The following is a 20,396-nucleotide window of genomic DNA, read 5'->3' as shown; positions in this document are numbered from 1 at the left end:
CGCGCATGGCGACGACCGACACGGAGGTCGCCATGCCGGAGGACGGGCCGTACCGCGACCGCAAGATGACCCTCGCGGCGCATCTGCTCGAGCTGCGCAAGCGGCTCATGATCGCGGCTGCCGCGCTCGTCGTCGGCATGGTGGTGGCCTTCCTCATCACCGATCCCGTCATCCACCTCCTCACGCAGCCGATCGCGCTGGTCGCCGAGAGGCGGGGAGACGACTTCGCGCAGCTGAACTTCGACTCCGTCACGGCGGGGTTCGACATGCGCATGCGCATCGCGTTCGCGCTCGGTCTGCTCATGTCGGCGCCGGTCTGGCTGTGGCAGATCTGGGCGTTCATCATGCCGGGCCTCACGCGCAAGGAGGTCCGCTACACGGTCGGCTTCATGGCCACGGCGATCCCGCTCTTCTTCGCGGGCTGCTACGTGGGCCTCGTCATCATGCCCCACATCATCGAGCTGATGGCGTCGTTCGTGCCCGAGGCGGGTGCGCAGTTCTACAAGTACGACTACTACTACGACTTCGTCTTCAAGCTCCTGCTCGTCCTGGGCGTCGCGTTCGTGAGCCCCGTGTTCCTCGTGGCGCTCAATCTCGCGGGAATCATCACGGGCAAGGCCATCCTCAAGGGATGGCGGGTGGCGGTGGTCGTGGCGACCGCGTTCGCCGCGATCTCGACGCCCGCGGCCGACATCACGTCCATGCTCCTGCTCGCGGGCATCCTCATCGTCCTGTATGTGCTCGCGGGGCTCCTGTCGATGCTGTTCGACCGGCGCAAGCGCAAGCGCCATCCGGAGATGTTCGTCGACCCCGAGGTGTGAGCGGCGCCGGCCGCATGCGCGCGCGATAGTCTTCGAGCATGAGCGGCCTGAGCCCATCCGAAAGCTACGCCGCAGCCCGCGAGAGCCGTCGGCACCCGATCACGACGGCCTTCGCCGAGGCGCAGCGCTTCGAGCTCGACCCGTTCCAGGTGGCGGGCTGCCAGGCGCTCGAAGACGGGCGCAGCGTGCTGGTCGCCGCGCCCACGGGCGCGGGCAAGACCATCGTCGGCGAGTTCGCCGTGCACCTCGCGATGCGGACGCCGGGAGAGAAGGCCTTCTACACGACGCCCATGAAGGCGCTGTCGAACCAGAAGTTCCGCGAGCTGCAGCAGGTCTACGGCGAGGACGAGGTCGGCCTGCTCACGGGCGACACGAACATCAACGCGCACGCGCGCGTGGTCGTGATGACGACCGAGGTGCTCCGCAACATGATCTACGCCGGCTCCTCGGCGCTGCGCGGGCTCCGCTACGTCGTGATGGACGAGGTGCACTATCTCGCCGACCGGTTCCGCGGCGCGGTGTGGGAGGAGGTCATCATCCACCTCCCGCAGGGCGTGCGACTCGTCTCCCTCAGCGCGACCGTGTCGAACGCCGAGGAGTTCGGCGACTGGCTCGACACCGTGCGCGGCGACACCGAGGTCATCGTGTCCGAGACGCGGCCCGTTCCGCTCGAGCAGCACGTCCTCGTGCGCGGCGACCTCCTGCCGCTGTTCGACGAGAGGGCGGGTGCCGCGGCCGCGCAGGTCAACCAGGAGCTCATGCGCGTGCGCTCGTCGTTCGCGCAGAGCCATCGGGCGAACGAGGACTTCTTCGACAAGCGGCGCCGCGGTCGGCGGCCGTCGTACCGGCGGCCGGGGCCTGCCGGGCGCATGGAGCGGATCGACCGGCCGCAGGTGATCGAGCTGCTCGGGCGCCAGAACCTGCTCCCCGCCATCTTCTTCATCTTCAGCCGGATGGGCTGCGACCAGGCGGTGCAGCAGGTGCGCCGATCGGGTGTGCGGCTCACGACGCAGGACGAGCGCGCCGAGATCCGGCGCATCGTGGACAAGCGGATGGCCAGCCTGCCCGACGAGGACCTCGGTGTCCTCGGGTTCTGGGAGTGGCGCGAGGATCTCGAGCGCGGCGTCGCGGCGCACCACGCGGGCCTCCTGCCGGCCTTCAAGGAGGTCGTCGAGGAGCTCTTCCAGCGCAAGCTCGTGAAGGCCGTCTTCGCGACGGAGACGCTCGCGCTCGGCATCAACATGCCCGCGCGCACGGTCGTGCTCGAGAAGCTCGAGAAGTTCAACGGCGAGGCCCGCGTGCCGATCACGTCTGGGGAGTACACCCAGCTGACGGGCAGGGCGGGCCGCCGCGGGATCGATGTGGAGGGCCACGCGGTCGTGCAGTGGACCGACGGACTCGACCCGCAGGCAGTGGCGTCGCTCGCGTCGCGGCGCACGTATCCGCTCAACTCGAGCTTCCGCCCCACGTACAACATGGCGGTCAACCTCATCGACCAGTTCGGCAAGGAGCGCGCACGGGAGATCCTGGAGTCGTCCTTCGCCCAGTTCCAGGCCGACCGCGCCGTCGTGGGCCTCGCACGGCAGGTCAAGGAGGCCGAGGAGTCCCTCGCCGGATACGAGAAGGCCATGGCGTGCGATCGCGGCGACTTCGCCGAGTACGCGGGGATCCGGCGCGAGCTCAGCGACCTCGAGAAGGCCGACCGCAAGGACGTGAGCGCGTCGCGCGCTCGGCGTCAGCAGCGCCTGGACCGCATCCAGAGTCTGCGCAAGCGCATGCAGCGGCACCCCTGCCACCAGTGCCCCGACCGGGAGAAGCACGCGCGCTGGGGCGAGCGGTTCTGGCGACTGCGTCGCGACGTCACGAAGCTGCGTCGTCAGATCGAGGGGCGCACGGGAAGCGTCGCGCGCCAGTTCGACCGCATCCTCGACGTGCTCGCGGAGCTCGAGTACGTCGAGCCGGGAGAGGCCGGCCTCGCGCTGACCGCCGCCGGTCGCAGGATGCGGCGGATCTACGGCGAGCGCGACCTGCTCGTGGCGGAGTCGCTCCGGCAGGGGCTCTGGAGCCGGCTCGACGCCGCGGGCCTCGCGTCCCTCGCCTGTGCGCTCGTCTACGAGCCGCGGCGCGACGAGGCGCCCGAGGCGCACGGCCTGCCACGGGGAGCCTTCCGGGAGGCGCTCGCCGCGACCGAGGAGCTCTGGAGCCGCCTCGACGACCTCGAGCGCGATCACGGGCTGCCGGGATCGAACCCGCCCGCGACCGCGCTCGCTACCGCCATGCACATGTGGGCGCGCGGCCAGGCCCTCGATCGGGTGCTCACGGCCGCCGACATGGCGGCAGGCGACTTCGTGCGCTGGGCCAAGCAGACGATCGACCTGCTCGACCAGCTGTCGATCGTCGCGGAGGGCGATCTCGCGCGCACTGCGCGGACCGCGCTCGACGCCGTGCGACGGGGCATCGTGGCCTACAGCTCCGTGTGAGCGCGGGAGGCGCCTCGTCCAGGCAGTCGCCGAGGCGCGGGCAATAGGCTGTCGCCTATGCCCGAACGCCCCCTGCTGCCGCTGTGGGCGGCGGCCGTCGCGGCGGCCGCGGGCGGGCTCGCCCTCGACGCCGCCTTCCCCGCGCTCGGGATCTGGCCGCTCGCGTTCCCCGCCGTCGCCCTGTCGCTCGTGTCTCTCGTCGGACGCCGCATCGCCTCGGCGCTGCTCGTGGGCTTCGTCTTCGCGCTCGCGTTCTACCTGCCGCACGTCTCGTGGGCGGCGGGCTTCCTCGGCGACAACCCGTTCGCCTGGGTGCCCTGGGTCGCGCTCGCGGTCGTGGAGGCCGCACTCATGGCGATCGGCGCCATCCCGCTCGCCCTCGCCTACCGATGGCTCCCGCGCGCGTCGCGCGCCGGGGCCGTCCGCCTCGTCGTGCTTCCCGTCGCCGTCGCCATGCTGTGGACGTGGCGCGAGGCGACCCTCGGCTCGTGGCCGTACGGAGGATTCGCGTGGGGGCGCGTCGGCATGAGCCAGTCCGAGAGCCCGCTCGCGCCCTTGTCGTCGTGGATCGGCGTGAGCGGGATCACCTTCGTCATCGTCCTCGTGTGCGCCCTCGCGATCGAGGCCGTGCGGATGGCGCGCTCGGCTCATCGCGCGAGCCGGCGCGTGCTCGCCCTCGTCGCGCCCGCTGCGCTGCTCGGCGTGCTCATGCTCGTCCCGCCGTTCCCGACCGCGCCCGCGGGGGAGATCTCGGTCGGGGCCGTGCAGGGGAACGGCCCGGCCGCCTATCTCGACGCACGGGAGCCGTATGACGTGCTGAACGCGCAGATCACGGCATCGGAGCCGCTGCGGGACGCCGATGTCGACGTCGTGCTGTGGCCCGAGGGCGGCGTCGACAGCGACCCCCTCTACAATGAGACGACCGCGCTCTACCTCGACACCGTCGTGGGCGCGCTCGATGCGCCGCTGCTCATGAACGCCGCATCCGCCCGCGGGGGAGATCCCACCTCGGGCGACGATCCGATCTACAACACGTCGATGCTGTGGACGGAGGATGGCGCGACGCAGCTGCACTCCAAGCGCCATCCGGTGCCGTTCGGGGAGTACGTGCCCGACCGACCGCTCTTCGAGGCGCTCGCCCCCGACCTCATCGGGCTCATCCAGCGGGAGTACACCCCCGGTGACGACTCGCCGGTGTTCGACGTCGACGGCGTGGGCATCGGCCTCGCGATCTGCTTCGACGTGATCTCGGACTCCCTCATCGCGGAGGGCATCGCCGACGGCGCCGAGGTGTTCATGTTCCAGACGAACAACGCCGACTTCCGGGGGACCGACGAGAATCTGCAGCAGCTCGCGTTCGCGCGCATGCGCGCGATCGAGACGGGCCGGAGCGTCGTGAACCTGTCGACGACCGGCACGAGCCAGATCATCGCGGCCGGCGGCTCGGTGGTCGACGCGCTGCCGATCGACGAGGCGGGGGCGATGATCGCCGATGTCGAGCTGCGCGAGGGCACGACGGCCGGCGTCGTCGTGGGGCCGTGGGTGCAGGGCGCCATGGCGTTCGGGCTCGTCCTCGTCGCCGCGGCCGGGCTCCTGGCCCGCCGTCGCCGACGTGCCTAGGATCGGGACATGAGCTTCGACGACGACCCCGAGAAGAAGTACTGGTACAACCTGCGCACGGGCGAGGTGGAGTTCGGCCTCGTCTCGCCGGCCGTCGACCGGGCAGGCCCGTTCGACACCGCCGAGGAGGCAGCGAAGGCTCCCGAGGTGCTCGAAGCGCGCTCGCGCGCATGGGCCGAGGAGGACGCGCGCGAGGACGACTGGTCGGCGCGTCGAGACGGCTCGGCGGACCAGTAGTCTGAGAACGCGCCGCGCGAGCGGACGTCAGGTCGCAGAGAGGATCCGATGGACAAGCAGAGGGACTTCGTGCTCCGCACGATCGAGGAGCGCGGCGTCAAGTTCGTGCGCCTGTGGTTCACCGATGTGCTCGGCACCCTGAAGTCGGTGGCGATCGCGCCGGCCGAGGTGGAGGGCGCCTTCCGGGAGGGCATCGGCTTCGACGGCTCCGCGATCGAGGGCCTGACCCGCTCGTACGAGTCGGATCTCCTCGCGTTCCCGGATCCGTCGACGTTCCAGATCCTGCCGTGGCGCGGCGAGGTCGACCCGACGGCGCGCATGTTCTGCGACATCACGACGCCCGACGGCCAGCCCGCTCCCGCTGAGCCGCGCAACGTCCTGAAGCGCACGCTCGCGAAGGCGGCCGATGCGGGCTTCACGTTCTACACGCACCCCGAGATCGAGTTCTACCTCCTCAAGTCGAGCAGCTTCGGCGCCGAGGGCCCCGAGCCCGTCGACCGGGCCGGCTACTTCGACAACGTGCCCGGCGGCACGGCGCACGACTTCCGCCGCCGTGCGGTGCGCATGCTCGAGGACCTCGGGATCTCGGTCGAGTACAGCCACCACGAGGTCGGCCCCGGGCAGAACGAGATCGACCTGCGCTACGCCGACGCGCTGACGATGGCGGACAACATCATGACCTTCCGCACGGTCGTCAAGGAGGTCGCGATCGAGGAGGGCGTGCACGCGACCTTCATGCCCAAGCCGCTCGCGGGCGAGCCGGGCAGCGGCATGCACACGCACATGTCGCTCTTCGAGGGCGACGTGAACGCGTTCTTCGAGGAGGGCGCGCAGTACCAGCTCTCCCGGGTCGGGCGACAGTTCATCGCGGGTCTCATGCGCCATGCGAACGAGATCGCTCTCGTCACGAACCAGTTCGTCAACTCGTACAAGCGCCTGTGGGGCGGGGACGAGGCGCCGAGCTACGTCACGTGGGGGCACAACAACCGGTCGGCGCTCATCCGCGTGCCGCTGTACAAGCCCGGCAAGGGCGGCTCGGCGCGCGTCGAGTACCGCGCGATCGACTCCGCGGCGAACCCGTACCTCGCGTACTCGCTCATGCTCGCCGCGGGTCTCAAGGGCATCCAGGAGGAGTACGAGCTCGCTCCCGAGGCCGAGGACAACGTGGGCGCGCTCTCGAGCGCCGAGCGCCGCGCCCTCGGGTACCAGTCGCTCCCGACGAGCATGTACGACGCGATCAAGCTCATGGAGGACAGCGAGCTCGTCGCCGAGACGCTCGGCGAGCAGGTGTTCCGCTACGTGCTCGCGAACAAGCGCCGCGAGTACGACGCGTACCGCGCGCAGGTGACGCAGTACGAGCTGAAGTCGACGCTCGACGTCATCTGACGCCGGGCGCATCGCGATGACGACGGGCAGCCGCGCCACCGGTCTGACCGGGCTCGCGCGGATGGGGTTCAGCCGTCTCGAGCGCGCCGACGCGGAGATCTCGGAGCTGTCGCAGCTCGCGGGTCTGCCGCGTGAGGCGCTGCTCGAGCACGCGGGCGGCGCGGCCGATCCGGACGAGGCACTGGACGGCCTCCTCCGGATCGCCCGTCGAGCACCCGAGGAGGTCGCCGCCACGCTCGCGGATCCGCGCGGCAGGGCCGTCGCATGGCGTCTGCTCGGGGCGTCCCGCGGCTTCGCCGACTTCTACCTGCGACGGCCCGGATCGTTCCCGGCGCTCGTCGACGCGGGCGACGTGCTCCCGGACGATGCCGCGCTGCGCGGCGCCCTGCTCGGCGCGGTCGGCGCGGAGGACGGCTTCGCCGCGACCGCCGACGAGGCGGCGTGGGTGGCGCTGCGCGTCGCCTACCGCGAGCAGCTCGCGCGCATCGCGGCCTACGACCTGCTCTCCGACGACCCGGTCGACGCCGTGAGGGACGTCTCGGCGGCGCTCGCCGACGCCGCGGGCGCCGCTCTCGAGGCGTCTCTCGCGGTCGCGCGTGCGCGCGCGGCGACGGGCGCGGCCGGGGCAGGTCTCTTCCCGCGCGGCGAGGTCGCGCAGACGCGCCTGGCCGTGATCGGGATGGGGAAGGCGGGGGCGCGCGAGCTCAACTACGTCTCCGACGTCGACGTCATCTTCGTCGGGGGAGTCGCCGACGACGCCGAGATCACGGAGGCGCGAGCCCTCGACATCGCGCACCGCCTCGCGGTCCAGACCATGCGCGGGATCTCGGAGATGGAGGTCGAGCCCCCGCTGTGGGAGGTCGACGCGAATCTCCGCCCCGAGGGCAAGCAGGGCGCGCTCGTGCGCAGCCTCGCCTCGCACCTCGCCTACTACGACCGATGGGCGCACTCGTGGGAGTTCCAGGCCCTCCTCAAGGCGCGGCCGCTCGCGGGAGACCGCGACCTGGGCGCCGCGTACGTCGCGGGGACGCAGCCCAAGGTCTGGGCGAGCGCGGGGCGGGAGAACTTCGTCGACAGCGTGCAGGGGATGCGCGAGCGCGTCATGGAGCACATCCCGCCCGCTGACGTCCCCTACCAGCTGAAGCTCGGCCCCGGCGGCATCCGGGACGTCGAGTTCACGGTCCAGCTCATCCAGCTCGTCCACGGAGTCGCCGACACGACGATCCGCATCGCGGGAACGCTCGACGCCCTCGACGCGCTGGTCGCCGAGGGGTACATCGGGCGACAGGACGCCGCGACGTTCGCGCGCGACTACCGCATGCTCCGGCTGCTCGAGCACCGTCTCCAGCTGATCGGCCTCACGCGCACGCACCTCATGCCGCGCACGGACGAGGGCCTGCGCGTGCTCGCGCGCGCGAGCGGACTCGCCGACACGGGGGAGGGGGTCCAGCGCCTCTGGGAGCGGATCAAGCGCGAGGTGCGCGACGTGCACGTGCGCCTGTTTTACCGCCCGCTGCTGTCCGCGGTCGCGGCGCTCCCCGAGGATCAGCGCAGCCTCACGGCCGACGAGGCGCACGCCAGACTCGCCGCGATCGGCCTCCGCGACCCGGGCGGCGCGCTGCGGCACATCCGCGCGCTCACCTCGGGTCTCAGCCGGAAGGCGACCATCCAGCGCCACCTCATGCCGGTCATGCTCCGCTGGTTCGCGGACGGCGTCGACCCCGACCACGGCCTCGTCTCGTACCGGCGCATCAGCGAGCGCCTCGGCGACACCCCGTGGTTCCTGCGCATGCTCCGCGACTCGACGGGCGCCGCCGAGGGGCTCACGAAGATGCTGTCGGGGTCGCGGTACATCGGCGATCTCATGGAGTGGATCCCCGAGTCGGTCGCGTGGCTCGACGATCAGGAGCGGCTGCGCCCGCGAGCCGGCGACGTCCTCCGGGCGGAGGCGCGCGCCATCCAGGACCGTCATGCGGGGCTCGAGGAGGCGATGGCCGCCGTGCGCGCCCTCCGCCGCCGCGAGATGCTGCGAACCGCCATGGGCGCGGTGCTCGGCGCGATCACGATCGAGGAGCTGGGCGACGCGCTGACCACCATCACGGAGGTCACGATCCAGGCGACGCTGCGCGCCGTGCGGCGGGACGTCGTGCCGCCGGAGGACGACTCGCTCGACTTCGCGATCATCGGGATGGGCCGCTTCGGCGGAGCCGAGCTCGGGTTCGGATCGGACGCCGACGTCCTCTACGTGTACCGGCCCGAGCAGGTCGATCCCACGCGCGCGCACGACCTCGCCGCGCGGATCGTGTCGGAGCTGCGTCGCGTGTCGGAGGACTTCCGGCTGCCGCTCGATCTCGACGCGGAGCTGCGCCCCGAGGGCAGAAGCGGCCCCATCGTGCGGTCGCTCGACGCGTACGCCGAGTACTACCGGCGCTGGTCGCTCTCGTGGGAGGCGCAGGCGCTGCTCCGCGCGCGCGGCGTGGCCGGCTCGGCGAAGCTCATCGGCGACTTCATGGCGATGGCCGACGAGATCCGGTACCCCGAGCGCATCGACCTCGCCTCGACGCGGGAGATCAAGCGGATCAAGGCCCGTGTCGAGAACGAGCGCATGCCGCAGCGGATCGACCGCACCCGGCACCTCAAGCTCGGTCCGGGCGGCCTGAGCGACGTCGAGTGGCTGGTCCAGCTGCTGCAGCTCGAGCACGGCCACGCGCGCCCCGAGCTGCGGACGACGTCCACGATCGCGGGGCTCACGGCGGCCAGGGAGGCAGGCCTCGTGTCGGAGGCCGACGCCGAGCAGCTGGCGGCGGCGTGGCGGCTCGCCGCCCGCCTGCGCTCGGCGAACACGCTGTACTCCGGCAACACGAGCGACGTGCTGCCGACGGACCGTCGCGCGCTCGACGGCATCGGACGCATCCTCGAGTACCCGCCGTACTCGGCGAACGACGTCGAGGAGGACTGGCTGCGCGCGTCGCGACGGTCGCGGAAGGTGTTCGAGCGCCTCTTCTACGGCGATCCCGCCTAGCGGCCGACGGGCGGAGGGCCCTTCACGCGCGCGCGACCCGGTGCCACAGCGCCGCGTAGGCCTTCGCGGCCTCTGAGCGCGGAGCGAAGGCGCCGATCGCCGCGTGCTTCTCGCCCATGCGCTCCGCGACGACCGTGAACGGCACGACGATGTCGGTGATCTCGGCGACGCGCGACGGCAGCTCGTCAGCGGCGTCGCGATGGCTGCGCTTGCGCCGGTCGACCATCGTGAGGAACGCCACGAGCGCGGCGTCGCGCCCGTCCTCGGTGAGCAGGTCGCGCACCTGGTCGAACGACCGCAGCGAGAGCAGCGACGGCGCGAGCGGCGCGAGCACGACGTCGGCCGCACGAAGGGCGTTCTCGGCGACGAGCGATGCGCCTGGCGGGCAGTCGAGGATCACGACGTCGTACTCGTCGCGAAGCGGCTTCAGGACGCGCGCGAGGCGCGACCCCGACTTCTTCGTCGCGTCCAGGGCGATGTCGAGGTCGCGGTACGAGGCGTCGGCGGGCAGGACGTCCACCCCCTCGACCGACGTCTCCCGGATGGCCTTGGCGGCCGATCGCTCGCCCGAGAGGACGGCCTCCGCGCCGCCGCGCAGCTTCTGGCGCACACTGAGCAGCCACGTCGCTGCCGCCTGCGGATCGAGGTCCCACAGGAGGACGCGATGCCCGTCCGCTGCGGCCTGCCAGGCGAGGTTCACGGCGGTCGTCGTCTTCCCGACGCCGCCTTTCGTGCTGAAGACGGCGATCACGCGCGAGTCGCTCATGGCGCCATCCTTCCACGGACGCGGGAGCGCCCCGGGGAACAGGTCCCCGGGGCGCTCCTCAGCATCGCTGTGCGCGGCTCAGACGCCGAAGTACAGCTCGTACTCGAAGGGGTGAGGACGTTGCGCGAGCGGCTTGATCTCGTTCTCCTCCTTGTACTCGATCCAGGTGTCGATGAGCTCCTGCGTGAACACGCCGCCCTCGAGGAGGAACGCGTGGTCCTCGCGGAGCGCGTCGAGCGAGTCCTGCAGCGAGTTCGGGACCTGGGGGATGCCCTTGGCCTCCTCGGCGGGGAGCTCGTACAGGTCCTTGTCGACCGGCTCGTGCGGCTCGATGCGGTTCTTGATGCCGTCGAGGCCGGCCATGAGCTGCGCGGCGAACGCGAGGTACGGGTTGCCCGACGCGTCGGGGGCGCGGAACTCGATGCGCTTGGCCTTCGGGTTCGAGCCGGTGATCGGGATGCGGATGGCCGCGGAGCGGTTGCCGGCGGAGTAGACGAGGTTCACGGGAGCCTCGAAGCCCTTGACGAGACGGTGGTAGCTGTTCAGCGTCGGGTTCGTGAACGCGAGGACCGCGGGAGCATGCGCGAGGATGCCGCCGATGTACCAGCGGGCGATGTCGCTCAGGCCGCCGTAGCCGGTCTCGTCGTAGAAGAGGGGCTTGCCGTCGGCCCACAGCGACTGGTGCGTGTGCATGCCTGAGCCGTTGTCGCCGAAGAGCGGCTTGGGCATGAAGGTCGCGACCTTGCCCCACTCCTCGGCCGTGTTCTTGACGATGTACTTGAACTTCAGGATGTCGTCGGCCGCGTGCACCATGGTGTCGAAGCGGTAGTTGATCTCCTGCTGGCCGCCCGTGCCCACCTCGTGGTGCGCGCGCTCGAGCTCGAGGCCGGCCTCGATGAGCTTGAGGCTGATGTCGTCGCGGAGGTCAGCCGTCTTGTCGACGGGGGACACCGGGAAGTAGCCGCCCTTGTACGGGGTCTTGTTGGCCAGGTTGCCGCCCTCTTCGGCGCGGCCCGTGTTCCACGCGCCCTCCTCGGAGTCCACCGAGTAGAAGCTCGCGTTCTGCTTCACCTCGTAGCGCACGTCGTCGAAGATGTAGAACTCGGCCTCGGGAGCGAAGTACGCGGTGTCGGCGATGCCGGTGGAGGCGAGGTACTTCTCGGCCTTCTTGGCGACCTGGCGCGGGTCCTTCGCGTAGATCTCGCCGTTGCGCGGGTTGTAGATGTCGAAGACCATGATGAGCGTCTTCGCCTCGCGGAACGGGTCGAGGTATGCCGTCGACACGTCGGGGATGAGCTGCATGTCCGACTCGTGGATGTTCGCGAACCCGCGGATCGAGGAGCCGTCGAAGAGCTGGCCGACCGTGAAGAACTCCTCGTCCACGGTGGAAGCCGGGATGTTGAAGTGCTGCTGGACGCCGGGAAGGTCCGTGAAGCGGATGTCGAGGAACTTGACGTCCTCGTCCTTGATGAACTTCAGGACCTCGGAGGAATCTTTGAACATTGAGGCTCCAGTTGTGGGATCTCGGGTGGGGCAATCCGTGGAACGGACGACGCGGCAAACCTACGGCTCCGGCGTTGCCTCGTCATGTCCCTTATGTTTCCGGCATGTTACACAGCCCGGTTCCTCTAGGCTCGTCGGGTGACATCCCCCACCCACGCCGACCACCCGGGGGCCAGCCTGGGCCTGCCGGCAACGGGCGCCGGCTCGATCGCCCGTCCTGGCCGCCGCATCGCCGCGCTCGCGATCGACTACGCGGCGGCGACCCTCATCGCATCCGCCTTCTTCGGGTACGACCAGTTCGCACTGCCCAGCGAGGCCGGTCTCACGATGTTCACGCCGCTCATGGTCTTCGCGGCGCTGCAGGTGCTCTTCATCCCCATGCTCGGCGGGAGTCCAGGCCACCGGCTCGTCGGGATGCGCCTGGTCCGAGCGGACGGCGCGTGGACGGGCGTCTGGCGGCCGATCGTGCGCACCGCGCTCCTCATGCTCGTGATCCCGGCCGTCGTGTGGGACCAGGACCAGCGGGGCCTGCATGACAAGGCCGCCGGGACGGTTCTCCTGCGCGCGTGACGCCCCTGACATGACGATGCCCTCGCCGCGCGGCGAGGGCATCGTCATGTCAGAGGATCAGCGCGGCCGCTGCGAGCGGACCTTCGTCGGGTCGATGCCCTTCGGGATGGGCAGCGACGTGATCGACTGCGACACCGACTCGATGCGCTGCAGCACGGCGCCCATCGTGGCGCGGTCGATCGCCTTCGGCAGGGCCTTGATCGTCTTCGCGAGCTGGTCGATCGGCACCTCGCCCTCGCCGTGGCCGACGTAGAACTCGTGGACCGGGACCCCCGACGCCACACGCTGGGCGCGCATCCGCTCGTCGCGCATGAGGCGCGTGAGCCGGCCCTTGGAGCCCTCTCCGACGACGACGATGCCGCCGCGGCCCACGGCGCGGTAGACCGCCTCCTGCGTCTTGGGGTTGATGCCGACCGGCATCTCCTCGCCGCGCCAGTTGCGGCCGAGCATGTTCGAGAGGACGTGGCCGCTGGCGCCGGGCATGCCGTCGAGCTTGCGGTACATCGCGCGCGTCGAGAAGCGCGTCATGGTCATCATGGCAGCGAGCGCGCCCACCATGAGTCCGGTGATGCCCCAGAGGAGGATGCCCCACCACTGCGGCTGCAGCAGGAAGCCGACGACGACGCCGAGGGCGACGCCGAGCACCACGATCCCGGCGAGCAGCCAGCCGAGCCAGGGGAAGGCCTCACGGGTGAACGTGAACAGTGACCTGATCTGCGAGAAGAAGCCGGGTCGCTTCTCGGCGGAAGTGCTGCGTGCCATGGGACAAGCCTACCGGCGCGCGGGTGCGCCCGAGTGCCGCTGAGCGGCCGACGACGCGTGCACAGGCGCCTCGGGACGGCGCGTCGGGCGCGTCGGCGCGATCCGCCGCGCGGCTCCCGGCTCCTGCGGGCGAGAGTGGGCGCATGGGGTGGGACGACGTGATCTCGGGGGAGCCGGGCATCTCCGAGGGGACAGGCGCGTATCGGCTGATCCGACACGTGGCTCCGCCCGGTGCGCCGCTCGCGGGCGAGCTCGCGGCTGCCGGCGACGATGTGGTCCAGCTCGTGCGGACCGAAGCGGCGGAAGGATGGGAAGGATGGCGTGCCGCCGGCGCGCAGCACGTGCTCGCTCCCGTCGACATCGTGCGGCTTCCGGATGGCCACGCGCTCGCGCTGCCGTGGTGCGTCGCGCGCCTGGAGACCTGGCTCGCCGGACGGCTCGCACGCGGGCCGGCGCTCGCGGGCGGGGAGATCGTGACGCTTGCGGTGAGCGTCCTCCGCGGCGTGCAGGAGGCCTGGGCGGGCCGCGCGGGGGACGAGCACGGTCCGAGCGGCGAGTGGTGGCTCACCGACGAGGCGCGCCCGGTGCTCGCTCTCGGGGCCGGGGATGCCGCCGAGGCCTCCGCACGGCGCGTGCTGGCGACCGTGAGCGAGGCATCGGGCGACCGCGTCGTGCGGCGCGCGCTCGACGAGTGCGCGACCGCGCTCGAGCGCCCGCGCGGGCTCCACCGCGCGCTCCCCGAGCTCGAGTCGCGGCTCTTCGACGCCTGCGCGCCGCGACCTCTGCTCCGAGCGGACGACGGCGCCGAGAACTCGGACGCGGCAGCGACGCCCGAACGGCGTCAGGGCGCGGACCAGCCGGACCGCGCGGCGATGCCAGCCTGGAGCGACTGGATCGACCGGCACGTCGATGCGGGCGTGGGGATGCTGGCGACTCGTGCGTGGGAGGGGCTGCGCGAGGGGGCGGCGCTCATCCGAGCCCGTCTGCGGCCGCGCGGCGCGCGCACGGGCTCGCGTCGCGCTCCGCTTCTCGTCGGAGGCGCATGCGCGGCCGCGGTCCTCCTCGCCGGAGCCCTGTGGCCGTCGGACGCGTCGCCCGGCGCGGGCGCCGCAGAGGAGCCGGCCGCGGCTGCCGAGCCGGCGGATGCCGCGGGCGCGCCCGAGAGCGAGCACGGCCCCGAGGCGGAAGGGGCCGACGACGAGACGCCCGAGCAGGCGACGGCGCGGCTCGTCGAGGGGGCGGATGACGCCACCGTGGCCCTTCTCGACGACTTCGGGGATGTCGCCGTCACCCGCGCCGTGGTGGACGGCGAGACCCGGCACGTCGTGCTCGAGCGGGTCGACGGCGCATGGCGCCTGCGCCAGGTCTACGACACGGCGAAGGGGGCCGGATGAACGCGGTGCGTCCATCCGGCCCCCTTCGCGCGGGGCGCGTCGACCTCAGATGCCGAGGTCGCCCGCGAAGTCCGCCGCCTCGAGGCGCGCCTTGACCGCCGACAGGAAGCGGGCGGCGTCCGCGCCGTCGATCGTGCGGTGGTCGTACGAGAGCGCAAGGTACACGTACGAGCGGATGCCGATGGCCTCGACCCCGTCGACCTTCACGACGCCGGGGCGCTTGAAGACGACGCCCGTGCCGAGGATCGCCGACTGCGGCAGGAACACGACCGGCGTGTCGAACAGCGCGCCGCGCGATCCGGTGTTCGTCAGGGTGAAGGTGCCGCCCGAGAGCTCGTCCGGCTTCAGCTTGTTGTCGCGCGTGCGCGCGGCGAGGTCGGCGATCTCGTGGGCGATCTGCGCGAGGTTCTTCGACCCGGCGTCGCGGACGACCGGGGTGAGGAGACCGCGCTCGGTGTCGACCGCGATGGAGAGGTTCTCCGTCGGCGGGTAGACGATGTTGTTCTCGCCGTCGACCGTCGCGTTGACGATCGGGTACGCCTGCAGCGCCTCGGCGGCGGCGAGGGCGAAGAACGGCAGGAACGACAGCTTGTCGCCGGTCTTCTCGAGGAACGTGCCCTTGACCTCGTCGCGGAAGGCGGCGAGCTTCGTGACGTCGACCTCGACGACCGTGGTCAGCTGAGCGGTCTTCTGCATCGACTCGACGGCGCGCGACGCCAGCACCTTGCGCAGGCGCGACATCGGGGCGGTCGTGCCGCGCAGCGGCGACGGCTCGGGCTTGACCGCCGCAGCGGCAGCCGGCGCGGCAGCCGGAGCGGCGGTAGCGCCCTCCGCGGCCTTGAGGACGTCCTCCTTGCGGATGCGGCCGCCGACGCCCGTGCCCTTGACCGTGGACAGGTCGACGTTGTTCTGCGCCGCGAGACGGCGCACGAGCGGCGTCACGTAGAGCTTCTCGTCCTCGCCGGCGGGCGCGGCCGGCGCCGCAGGGGCGGCGGGAGCAGCAGCCGGCGCGGCGGCGGCAGCCGGGGCGGCGGGAGCAGCAGCCGGCGCGGGAGCAGCAGGCGCGGCGGGAGCAGCCGGGGCCGCAGCAGCCGGCGCCGGAGCCGCGGGGGCCGCGGGCGCCTCGGCCTCGGCGGGAGCCGCGGGGGCGGCAGCCGGGGCGGCGGGAGCAGCCGGAGCTCCGCTGCCGACGCGAGCGAGCACCGACCCGACCTCGACCGTCTCGTCCTCCTGGACGAGGATCTCCTGGACCGTGCCGGCGACCGGCGACGGGATCTCGGTGTCGACCTTGTCCGTGGAGATCTCCAGCAGCGGCTCGTCGACCTCGACGGAGTCTCCGACCTGCTTGAGCCAGCGGGTGACGGTGCCCTCGGTCACGCTCTCGCCCAGCTCGGGGAGCACGACGTCGGAGGAGTCGCCGCTCGCGGCGGGCGCGGCAGCGGGAGCCTCCCCGGCAGGCGCAGCCTGGGCGGCCGGAGCCTCCGCGGGGGCAGCCTGGGCGGGGGCGGCCTCGGCGGGCGCCGCCTCGGCGGCCGGTGCCGCGGGAGCCTCGGCCGCGCCGGAGCCGTCGCCGACACGGGCGAGCTCAGCACCGACCTCGACCGTCTCGTCCTCCTGCACGAGGATGGTCTCCAGGACGCCGCTCACCGGCGAGGGGATCTCGGTGTCGACCTTGTCGGTCGACACCTCGAGAAGCGGCTCGTCCGCTGCGACGGTGTCACCGACCTGCTTCAGCCAGCGGGTGACCGTACCCTCGGTCACGCTCTCTCCGAGAGCGGGGAGGACGACGGAAGTGCTCATGTCAGGAGTCTCCTTCGGAATGTCGAATTCTTGTCTAGCTTAGTGTTGTTGGGGTCCGGGGGCGGCGTCACAGCGCGTGGAGCGGCTTGCCCGCGAGCGCCAGGAAGGCCTCGCCGAGCGCTTCGCTCTGCGTCGGATGCGCATGGATGAGGGGCGCCAGGTCGTCGGGGTGGGCTTCCCACGCGACGGCCAGCTGGCCCTCCGTGATGAGCTCGCCCACGCGGTCGCCGATGAGGTGCACGCCGAGGACGGGGCCGTCCTTGCGGCGCACGACCTTGACGAGTCCGCCGGTCCCGATGATCTCGCTCTTCGCGTTGCCCGCGAGATTGAACTCGGCGGTCTCGATCCCGTCGGCACCGTGCTGCGCGATCGCCTGCGCCTCGGTCACGCCGACAGAGGCGAGCTCGGGGTGGGAGTAGGACACGCGGGGGAGCTGGGCATCGGGAACCGGGGCGCTCGCGAGACCCGCGATGCGCTCGGCGACGGCGATGCCCTGCTGGAAGCTGCGGTGGGCCAGCTGCAGGCCCGGCACGATGTCGCCCACGGCCCACACGCCGCGTGCGCTCGTGCGCAGCTCGTCGTCGACGACGACGAAGCCGCGATCCCGCCGGACGCCGGCCTCGTCGAGACCGAGCCCGTCGGTCGCGGGGCCGCGACCGACGGCCACGAGCAGCACGTCGGCCGTGTGCGTCTCGCCGTTCTCGAGCGTCACGGTGACGGCGTCGGCGGTCTGCGACGCCGACGCGAAGCGGACGCCGAGCGAGGTGCGGATGCCGCGGCGGCGGTAGGCGCGCTCGAGGCCCTTGCTGAGCGCGATGTCCTCGTTGGGCGCGAGATGCTCGAGGGCCTCCACGATCGTCACGTCGGCGCCGAAAGACCGCCAGACGCTCGCGAACTCGACGCCGATCACCCCGCCGCCGAGGATGATCACGCTCGACGGGATCTCATCCAAGGCGAGGGCGCCCTCGCTCGCCATGATGCGGCCCCCGAGCTCGAGCCCGGGCAGCGTCCGGCTGTACGAGCCCGTCGCGAGGACGACGTCCTGCGCACGCAGGAGATCGTCGCGGACGCGGACGGCCGGGCCCGCCTCGAGACGCCCCTCGCCGGCGACGACCGTGATGCCGCGCGCCTTGATGAGGCCCTCGAGGCCCTTGTGCTTCTTCGCCACGATGCCGTCGCGGTAGGCCGCCACCTGCGCGGCGTCGATGCCCGAGAGCTCGGCGGTGACGCCGAACTCGGCCGCGCCGCGCACGGTGTCGGCGACCTCCGCCGCGTGCAGCAGCGCCTTCGTGGGGATGCACCCCCGATGCAGGCACGTGCCGCCGACCTTGTCCTTCTCCACGATCGCCACGCGCTTGCCGAGCTCGGCGGCGCGCAGCGCGGCGGCGTAGCCGCCGCTGCCGCCGCCGAGGACGACGATGTCGAAGACCTGCTCGGTCATCGCACCTCACCGCCCGCCGCGACGAAGTCGATGAGCGCGCGGACGGTGGCGCCGGTCGGCCCCTTGTCCGTGAAGCCGAAGGCGCTGCCGGTGCTCATCGACGAGCCCGCGATGTCGAGGTGCACCCACGGGATGCGCGGGGCGTCGTCGCCCTCGCCGGTGCGGCCCACGAAGCGCTGCAGGAACAGCCCCGCGAAGAGCGCGCCGCCCGCGCGGTTTCCGACGTTCGCGTTGCGCATGTCGGCCACACGCGACTCGAGCTCCTCGGCGATGTGCTCGGGCAGGGGGAGCGCCCACGCGAGCTCGCCGGTCCGATCGGCGGAGCGGAGGAACGCGTCGACTGCGTCGCCGTGCCCCATCACGCCCGTGTGGCGCGTGCCGAGCGCGACGATCATCGCCCCGGTGAGGGTCGCGACGTCGACGATGACATCGGGGTTCTCCCTGCTCGCGGCGATGAGGCCGTCGGCGAGCACGAGCCGCCCCTCCGCGTCGGTGTTGGTCACCTCGACGGTCGTGCCGTCGGCCATCACGAGCACGTCGCCGGGGCGCGTCGCGCGACCGGACGGCATGTTGTCCGCGATGCACATCCACGCCGTCACCCGCACGGGAAGCTCGAGCTGGGCGGCGGCGCGGACGACCGCGAGCACCTCGGCGGCGCCCGTCATGTCCTCCTGCATGCCGACCATCGACGCCGCGGGCTTGAGCGAGAGCCCGCCCGTGTCGAAGGTGATGCCCTTGCCGACGAGCGCGATATGGCGCTCCGCGCCGGCCGGGGCGTAGTCGAGGCGGACGAGGCGCGGCGGCCGGTCGGATCCCTTCCCGACGCCGAGGATGCCGCCGAAGCCGGCCTCCGCGAGAGCGCTCTCGTCCCACACGGTGACGTCGATCGGCAGACCCTGCGTCGTCTCGACGGCCGTGTCGGCCAGCTGCGCAGGGCTCTGCCACTCGGCGGGCGTCGACACGAGGTCCTTCACGAGGGCGACGGCCTCGGCTCCTGCGCGCACCGCGGCGAGGGCCGCGTCGTCCGCGCCTTCCGGCGCGTGCACGACGACGCGGGACGCCCGACGGCGCTTGTCCTTCTTGTCCTGCGAGTCGGACTTGTATCCCGCGAACGCGTATCCGCCGAGCGCCGCGCCCTCGGCGGCCGCGCGCCATCCGTCCTCCACCTCGGCGGCGACGGAGACGGCGATCGTGTCGAAGCCCGTGAGCGAGCGGATGGCCGTCCCCACGGCGTCGCGGACGGCGTCCGCATCGGGGCGCCGTCCGAGGCCGACCACCGCGAGCGGGGCATCCGAGAAGCCCGGCGCGTAGACCCGCGCGAACGCGTTGCGGGCCCCCGTGAAGCCGATGGCATCGAGCGCGGGGAGGAGGTCGGCGAGCCCGGCTGGCCCCGGCCCATCGCCCGTCAGATCGGGGATCGCGATCACGAGGGCATCGGCGCCCTCTGCGGGGAACGTGGCTGCGGACAGCTCGATCTCGGGGTGAGGCATTCCTCCATCCTAGGTTCGCGCTCGCCCGACCCCGACGACCGCCCGCGCGGGCCGTGCGACTCGTAGCATGGAGGAATGCCCGCTCATCGAGATCTCTTCGAACGACTCGCCGACGCCCCCGTGGTTCCCGGTGGCCTGCCGCTCGTCGTGCTCCTGACCGGGTTCACCGACGCCGGCGGCGCCGTGTCGGGAGCGATCGACTACATGCGGGAGGACCTCGATCCGCACGTCATCGCGGTGTTCTCGAACGACGTGCTCCTCGACTACCGGGCGCGTCGCCCGATCGTCACCTTCGACAAGGACCACCTGACCGAATTCCGCCCGCCGCGTCTCGAGCTCTCCCTCGTCCACGACGCGCTCGGCCAGCCCTTCCTCCTCCTGTCCGGGTACGAGCCCGACTTCGTGTGGGACGCGTTCGCCGAGACCGTGATCGCCTTCGCGCGGGAGTTCGACGTGTCGGGGCTCACCTGGGTGCACGCGATCGCGATGCCGGTCCCGCACACCCGCGAGCTGGGTGTCACCGTGAGCGGCAACCGCACCGAGCTGATCGCCGCGCAGTCGATCTGGCAGCCCCGCACGCAGGTGCCGGCGACCGCGGGGCACCTCCTGGAGTACCGTGCGTCGGCCGCCGGGCTGCTCGTGGCCGGGTTCGTCCTCCTCGTGCCGCACTACCTCGCCGAGACCGACTACCCCGCGGCGACGCTGTCGGCGATCGATCGGATCGCGTCGTCCACGGGGCGCGTGTTCGATCTCGACGGACTCCGCGACGACAACCTCGAGTACCTCGCGAAGGTCGAGGAGCAGATCCACGGCAACGACGAGCTCGCGCGGATGGTGACGGGGCTCGAGGAGCGATACGACGCCTACATGGCCAATCTGTCGGACGGCGGAGCGCCGAGCTCGGCCGGCCTCATCCACGAGAGCGACATCCCGAGCGCCGACGAGCTCGCCGCCGAGCTCGAGCGGTACCTCGCCTCCCGTCCGAACGGCGACGAGGACAAGCGGAACTGACCCCGCCGGGAATGTGGGCGGGGGCCGGGCTGTTTCCCTCATCGGAGCGGATCGAGCCGCGGCGGAGGACGCGGCTCAGGTATGAGAGAATGA

15 protein-coding genes are annotated in these 20,396 nt (G+C 71.8%); 9 read left to right on the top strand and 6 right to left on the bottom strand.

Going from position 1 to position 20,396, the window contains the following annotated elements; all coding sequences use genetic code 11:
* Positions 1 to 5: 5 nt before the first annotated feature.
* Genes tatC through PKE79_RS02680 form a run of 6 tightly spaced genes read left to right on the top strand, consistent with a single transcriptional unit; the run spans position 6 to position 9,566 of the window.
* Entirely contained in the window at positions 6 to 821 is an 816-nt protein-coding gene (gene tatC / locus PKE79_RS02705; protein ID WP_271172105.1) for a twin-arginine translocase subunit TatC, read from the top strand.
* A gap of 38 nt (positions 822 to 859) precedes the next feature.
* A complete protein-coding gene (locus tag PKE79_RS02700; RefSeq protein WP_271172104.1) occupies positions 860 to 3,301 on the top strand; it encodes a DEAD/DEAH box helicase in 2,442 nt (813 codons plus the stop codon).
* A 57-nt stretch (positions 3,302 to 3,358) separates the two neighbouring features.
* Positions 3,359 to 4,921, top strand: coding sequence for an apolipoprotein N-acyltransferase (gene lnt / locus PKE79_RS02695; protein ID WP_271172103.1), 1,563 nt, complete (start codon positions 3,359 to 3,361; stop codon positions 4,919 to 4,921).
* Positions 4,922 to 4,930: 9 nt separating this feature from the next.
* Complete coding sequence (locus tag PKE79_RS02690; RefSeq protein ID WP_271172102.1) at positions 4,931 to 5,158, top strand: SPOR domain-containing protein; 228 nt, start codon at positions 4,931 to 4,933, stop codon at positions 5,156 to 5,158.
* Between the two features lie 48 nt (positions 5,159 to 5,206).
* Positions 5,207 to 6,544: a glutamine synthetase family protein gene (locus PKE79_RS02685; RefSeq protein WP_271172101.1), complete on the top strand. Its 1,338-nt coding sequence runs from the start codon at positions 5,207 to 5,209 to the stop codon at positions 6,542 to 6,544.
* Between the two features lie 16 nt (positions 6,545 to 6,560).
* Positions 6,561 to 9,566, top strand: a complete 3,006-nt coding sequence (locus PKE79_RS02680; RefSeq protein WP_271172100.1) for a bifunctional [glutamine synthetase] adenylyltransferase/[glutamine synthetase]-adenylyl-L-tyrosine phosphorylase — start codon at positions 6,561 to 6,563, stop codon at positions 9,564 to 9,566.
* 22 nt (positions 9,567 to 9,588) lie between these two features.
* Here PKE79_RS02680 and PKE79_RS02675 read toward each other — a convergent pair whose 3' ends face one another.
* Positions 9,589 to 10,332: a ParA family protein gene (locus PKE79_RS02675; RefSeq protein ID WP_271172099.1), complete on the bottom strand. Its 744-nt coding sequence runs from the start codon at positions 10,330 to 10,332 to the stop codon at positions 9,589 to 9,591.
* Positions 10,333 to 10,410: 78 nt separating this feature from the next.
* The gene (gene glnA / locus PKE79_RS02670; protein WP_271172098.1) at positions 10,411 to 11,835 is read right to left on the bottom strand and encodes a type I glutamate--ammonia ligase; all 1,425 of its coding nucleotides are present in this window, start codon (positions 11,833 to 11,835) and stop codon (positions 10,411 to 10,413) included.
* A 138-nt stretch (positions 11,836 to 11,973) separates the two neighbouring features.
* On the opposite strand from glnA, the gene PKE79_RS02665 reads away from it, so the two are divergent.
* Entirely contained in the window at positions 11,974 to 12,405 is a 432-nt protein-coding gene (locus PKE79_RS02665; protein WP_271172097.1) for an RDD family protein, read from the top strand.
* 57 nt (positions 12,406 to 12,462) lie between these two features.
* Here the strand turns inward: PKE79_RS02665 and PKE79_RS02660 are convergent, their stop codons facing one another.
* On the bottom strand, positions 12,463 to 13,167 hold the full coding sequence (locus PKE79_RS02660; RefSeq protein ID WP_271172096.1) for a DUF4191 family protein: 705 nt from the start codon (positions 13,165 to 13,167) through the stop codon (positions 12,463 to 12,465).
* Between the two features lie 143 nt (positions 13,168 to 13,310).
* Here PKE79_RS02660 and PKE79_RS02655 point away from each other — a divergent pair, with 143 nt between their 5' ends.
* A complete protein-coding gene (locus tag PKE79_RS02655) occupies positions 13,311 to 14,561 on the top strand; it encodes a hypothetical protein (protein WP_271172095.1) in 1,251 nt (416 codons plus the stop codon).
* A gap of 45 nt (positions 14,562 to 14,606) precedes the next feature.
* Here the strand turns inward: PKE79_RS02655 and sucB are convergent, their stop codons facing one another.
* The 3 genes from sucB to PKE79_RS02640 all read right to left on the bottom strand — a co-directional run bounded on the left by sucB (position 14,607) and on the right by PKE79_RS02640 (position 19,292).
* On the bottom strand, positions 14,607 to 16,361 hold the full coding sequence (sucB, locus tag PKE79_RS02650; RefSeq protein WP_271172094.1) for a 2-oxoglutarate dehydrogenase, E2 component, dihydrolipoamide succinyltransferase: 1,755 nt from the start codon (positions 16,359 to 16,361) through the stop codon (positions 14,607 to 14,609).
* A gap of 67 nt (positions 16,362 to 16,428) precedes the next feature.
* Positions 16,429 to 17,802, bottom strand: coding sequence for a dihydrolipoyl dehydrogenase (gene lpdA, locus PKE79_RS02645; RefSeq protein WP_271172093.1), 1,374 nt, complete (start codon positions 17,800 to 17,802; stop codon positions 16,429 to 16,431).
* On the bottom strand, positions 17,799 to 19,292 hold the full coding sequence (locus PKE79_RS02640; RefSeq protein WP_271172092.1) for a leucyl aminopeptidase: 1,494 nt from the start codon (positions 19,290 to 19,292) through the stop codon (positions 17,799 to 17,801). Before PKE79_RS02640 ends, lpdA begins: the two co-directional genes overlap by 4 nt.
* A gap of 75 nt (positions 19,293 to 19,367) precedes the next feature.
* On the opposite strand from PKE79_RS02640, the gene PKE79_RS02635 reads away from it, so the two are divergent.
* Positions 19,368 to 20,303, top strand: coding sequence for a proteasome assembly chaperone family protein (locus PKE79_RS02635; RefSeq protein ID WP_271172091.1), 936 nt, complete (start codon positions 19,368 to 19,370; stop codon positions 20,301 to 20,303).
* The last annotated feature ends 93 nt before the right edge of the window (positions 20,304 to 20,396 follow it).

Source organism: Microbacterium barkeri (assembly GCF_027921765.1).
Lineage (GTDB): Bacteria > Actinomycetota > Actinomycetes > Actinomycetales > Microbacteriaceae > Microbacterium > Microbacterium barkeri.
The sequence above is the reverse complement of the archived record's forward strand: the minus strand, read 5'-3'. Positions and strand labels throughout refer to the sequence as shown.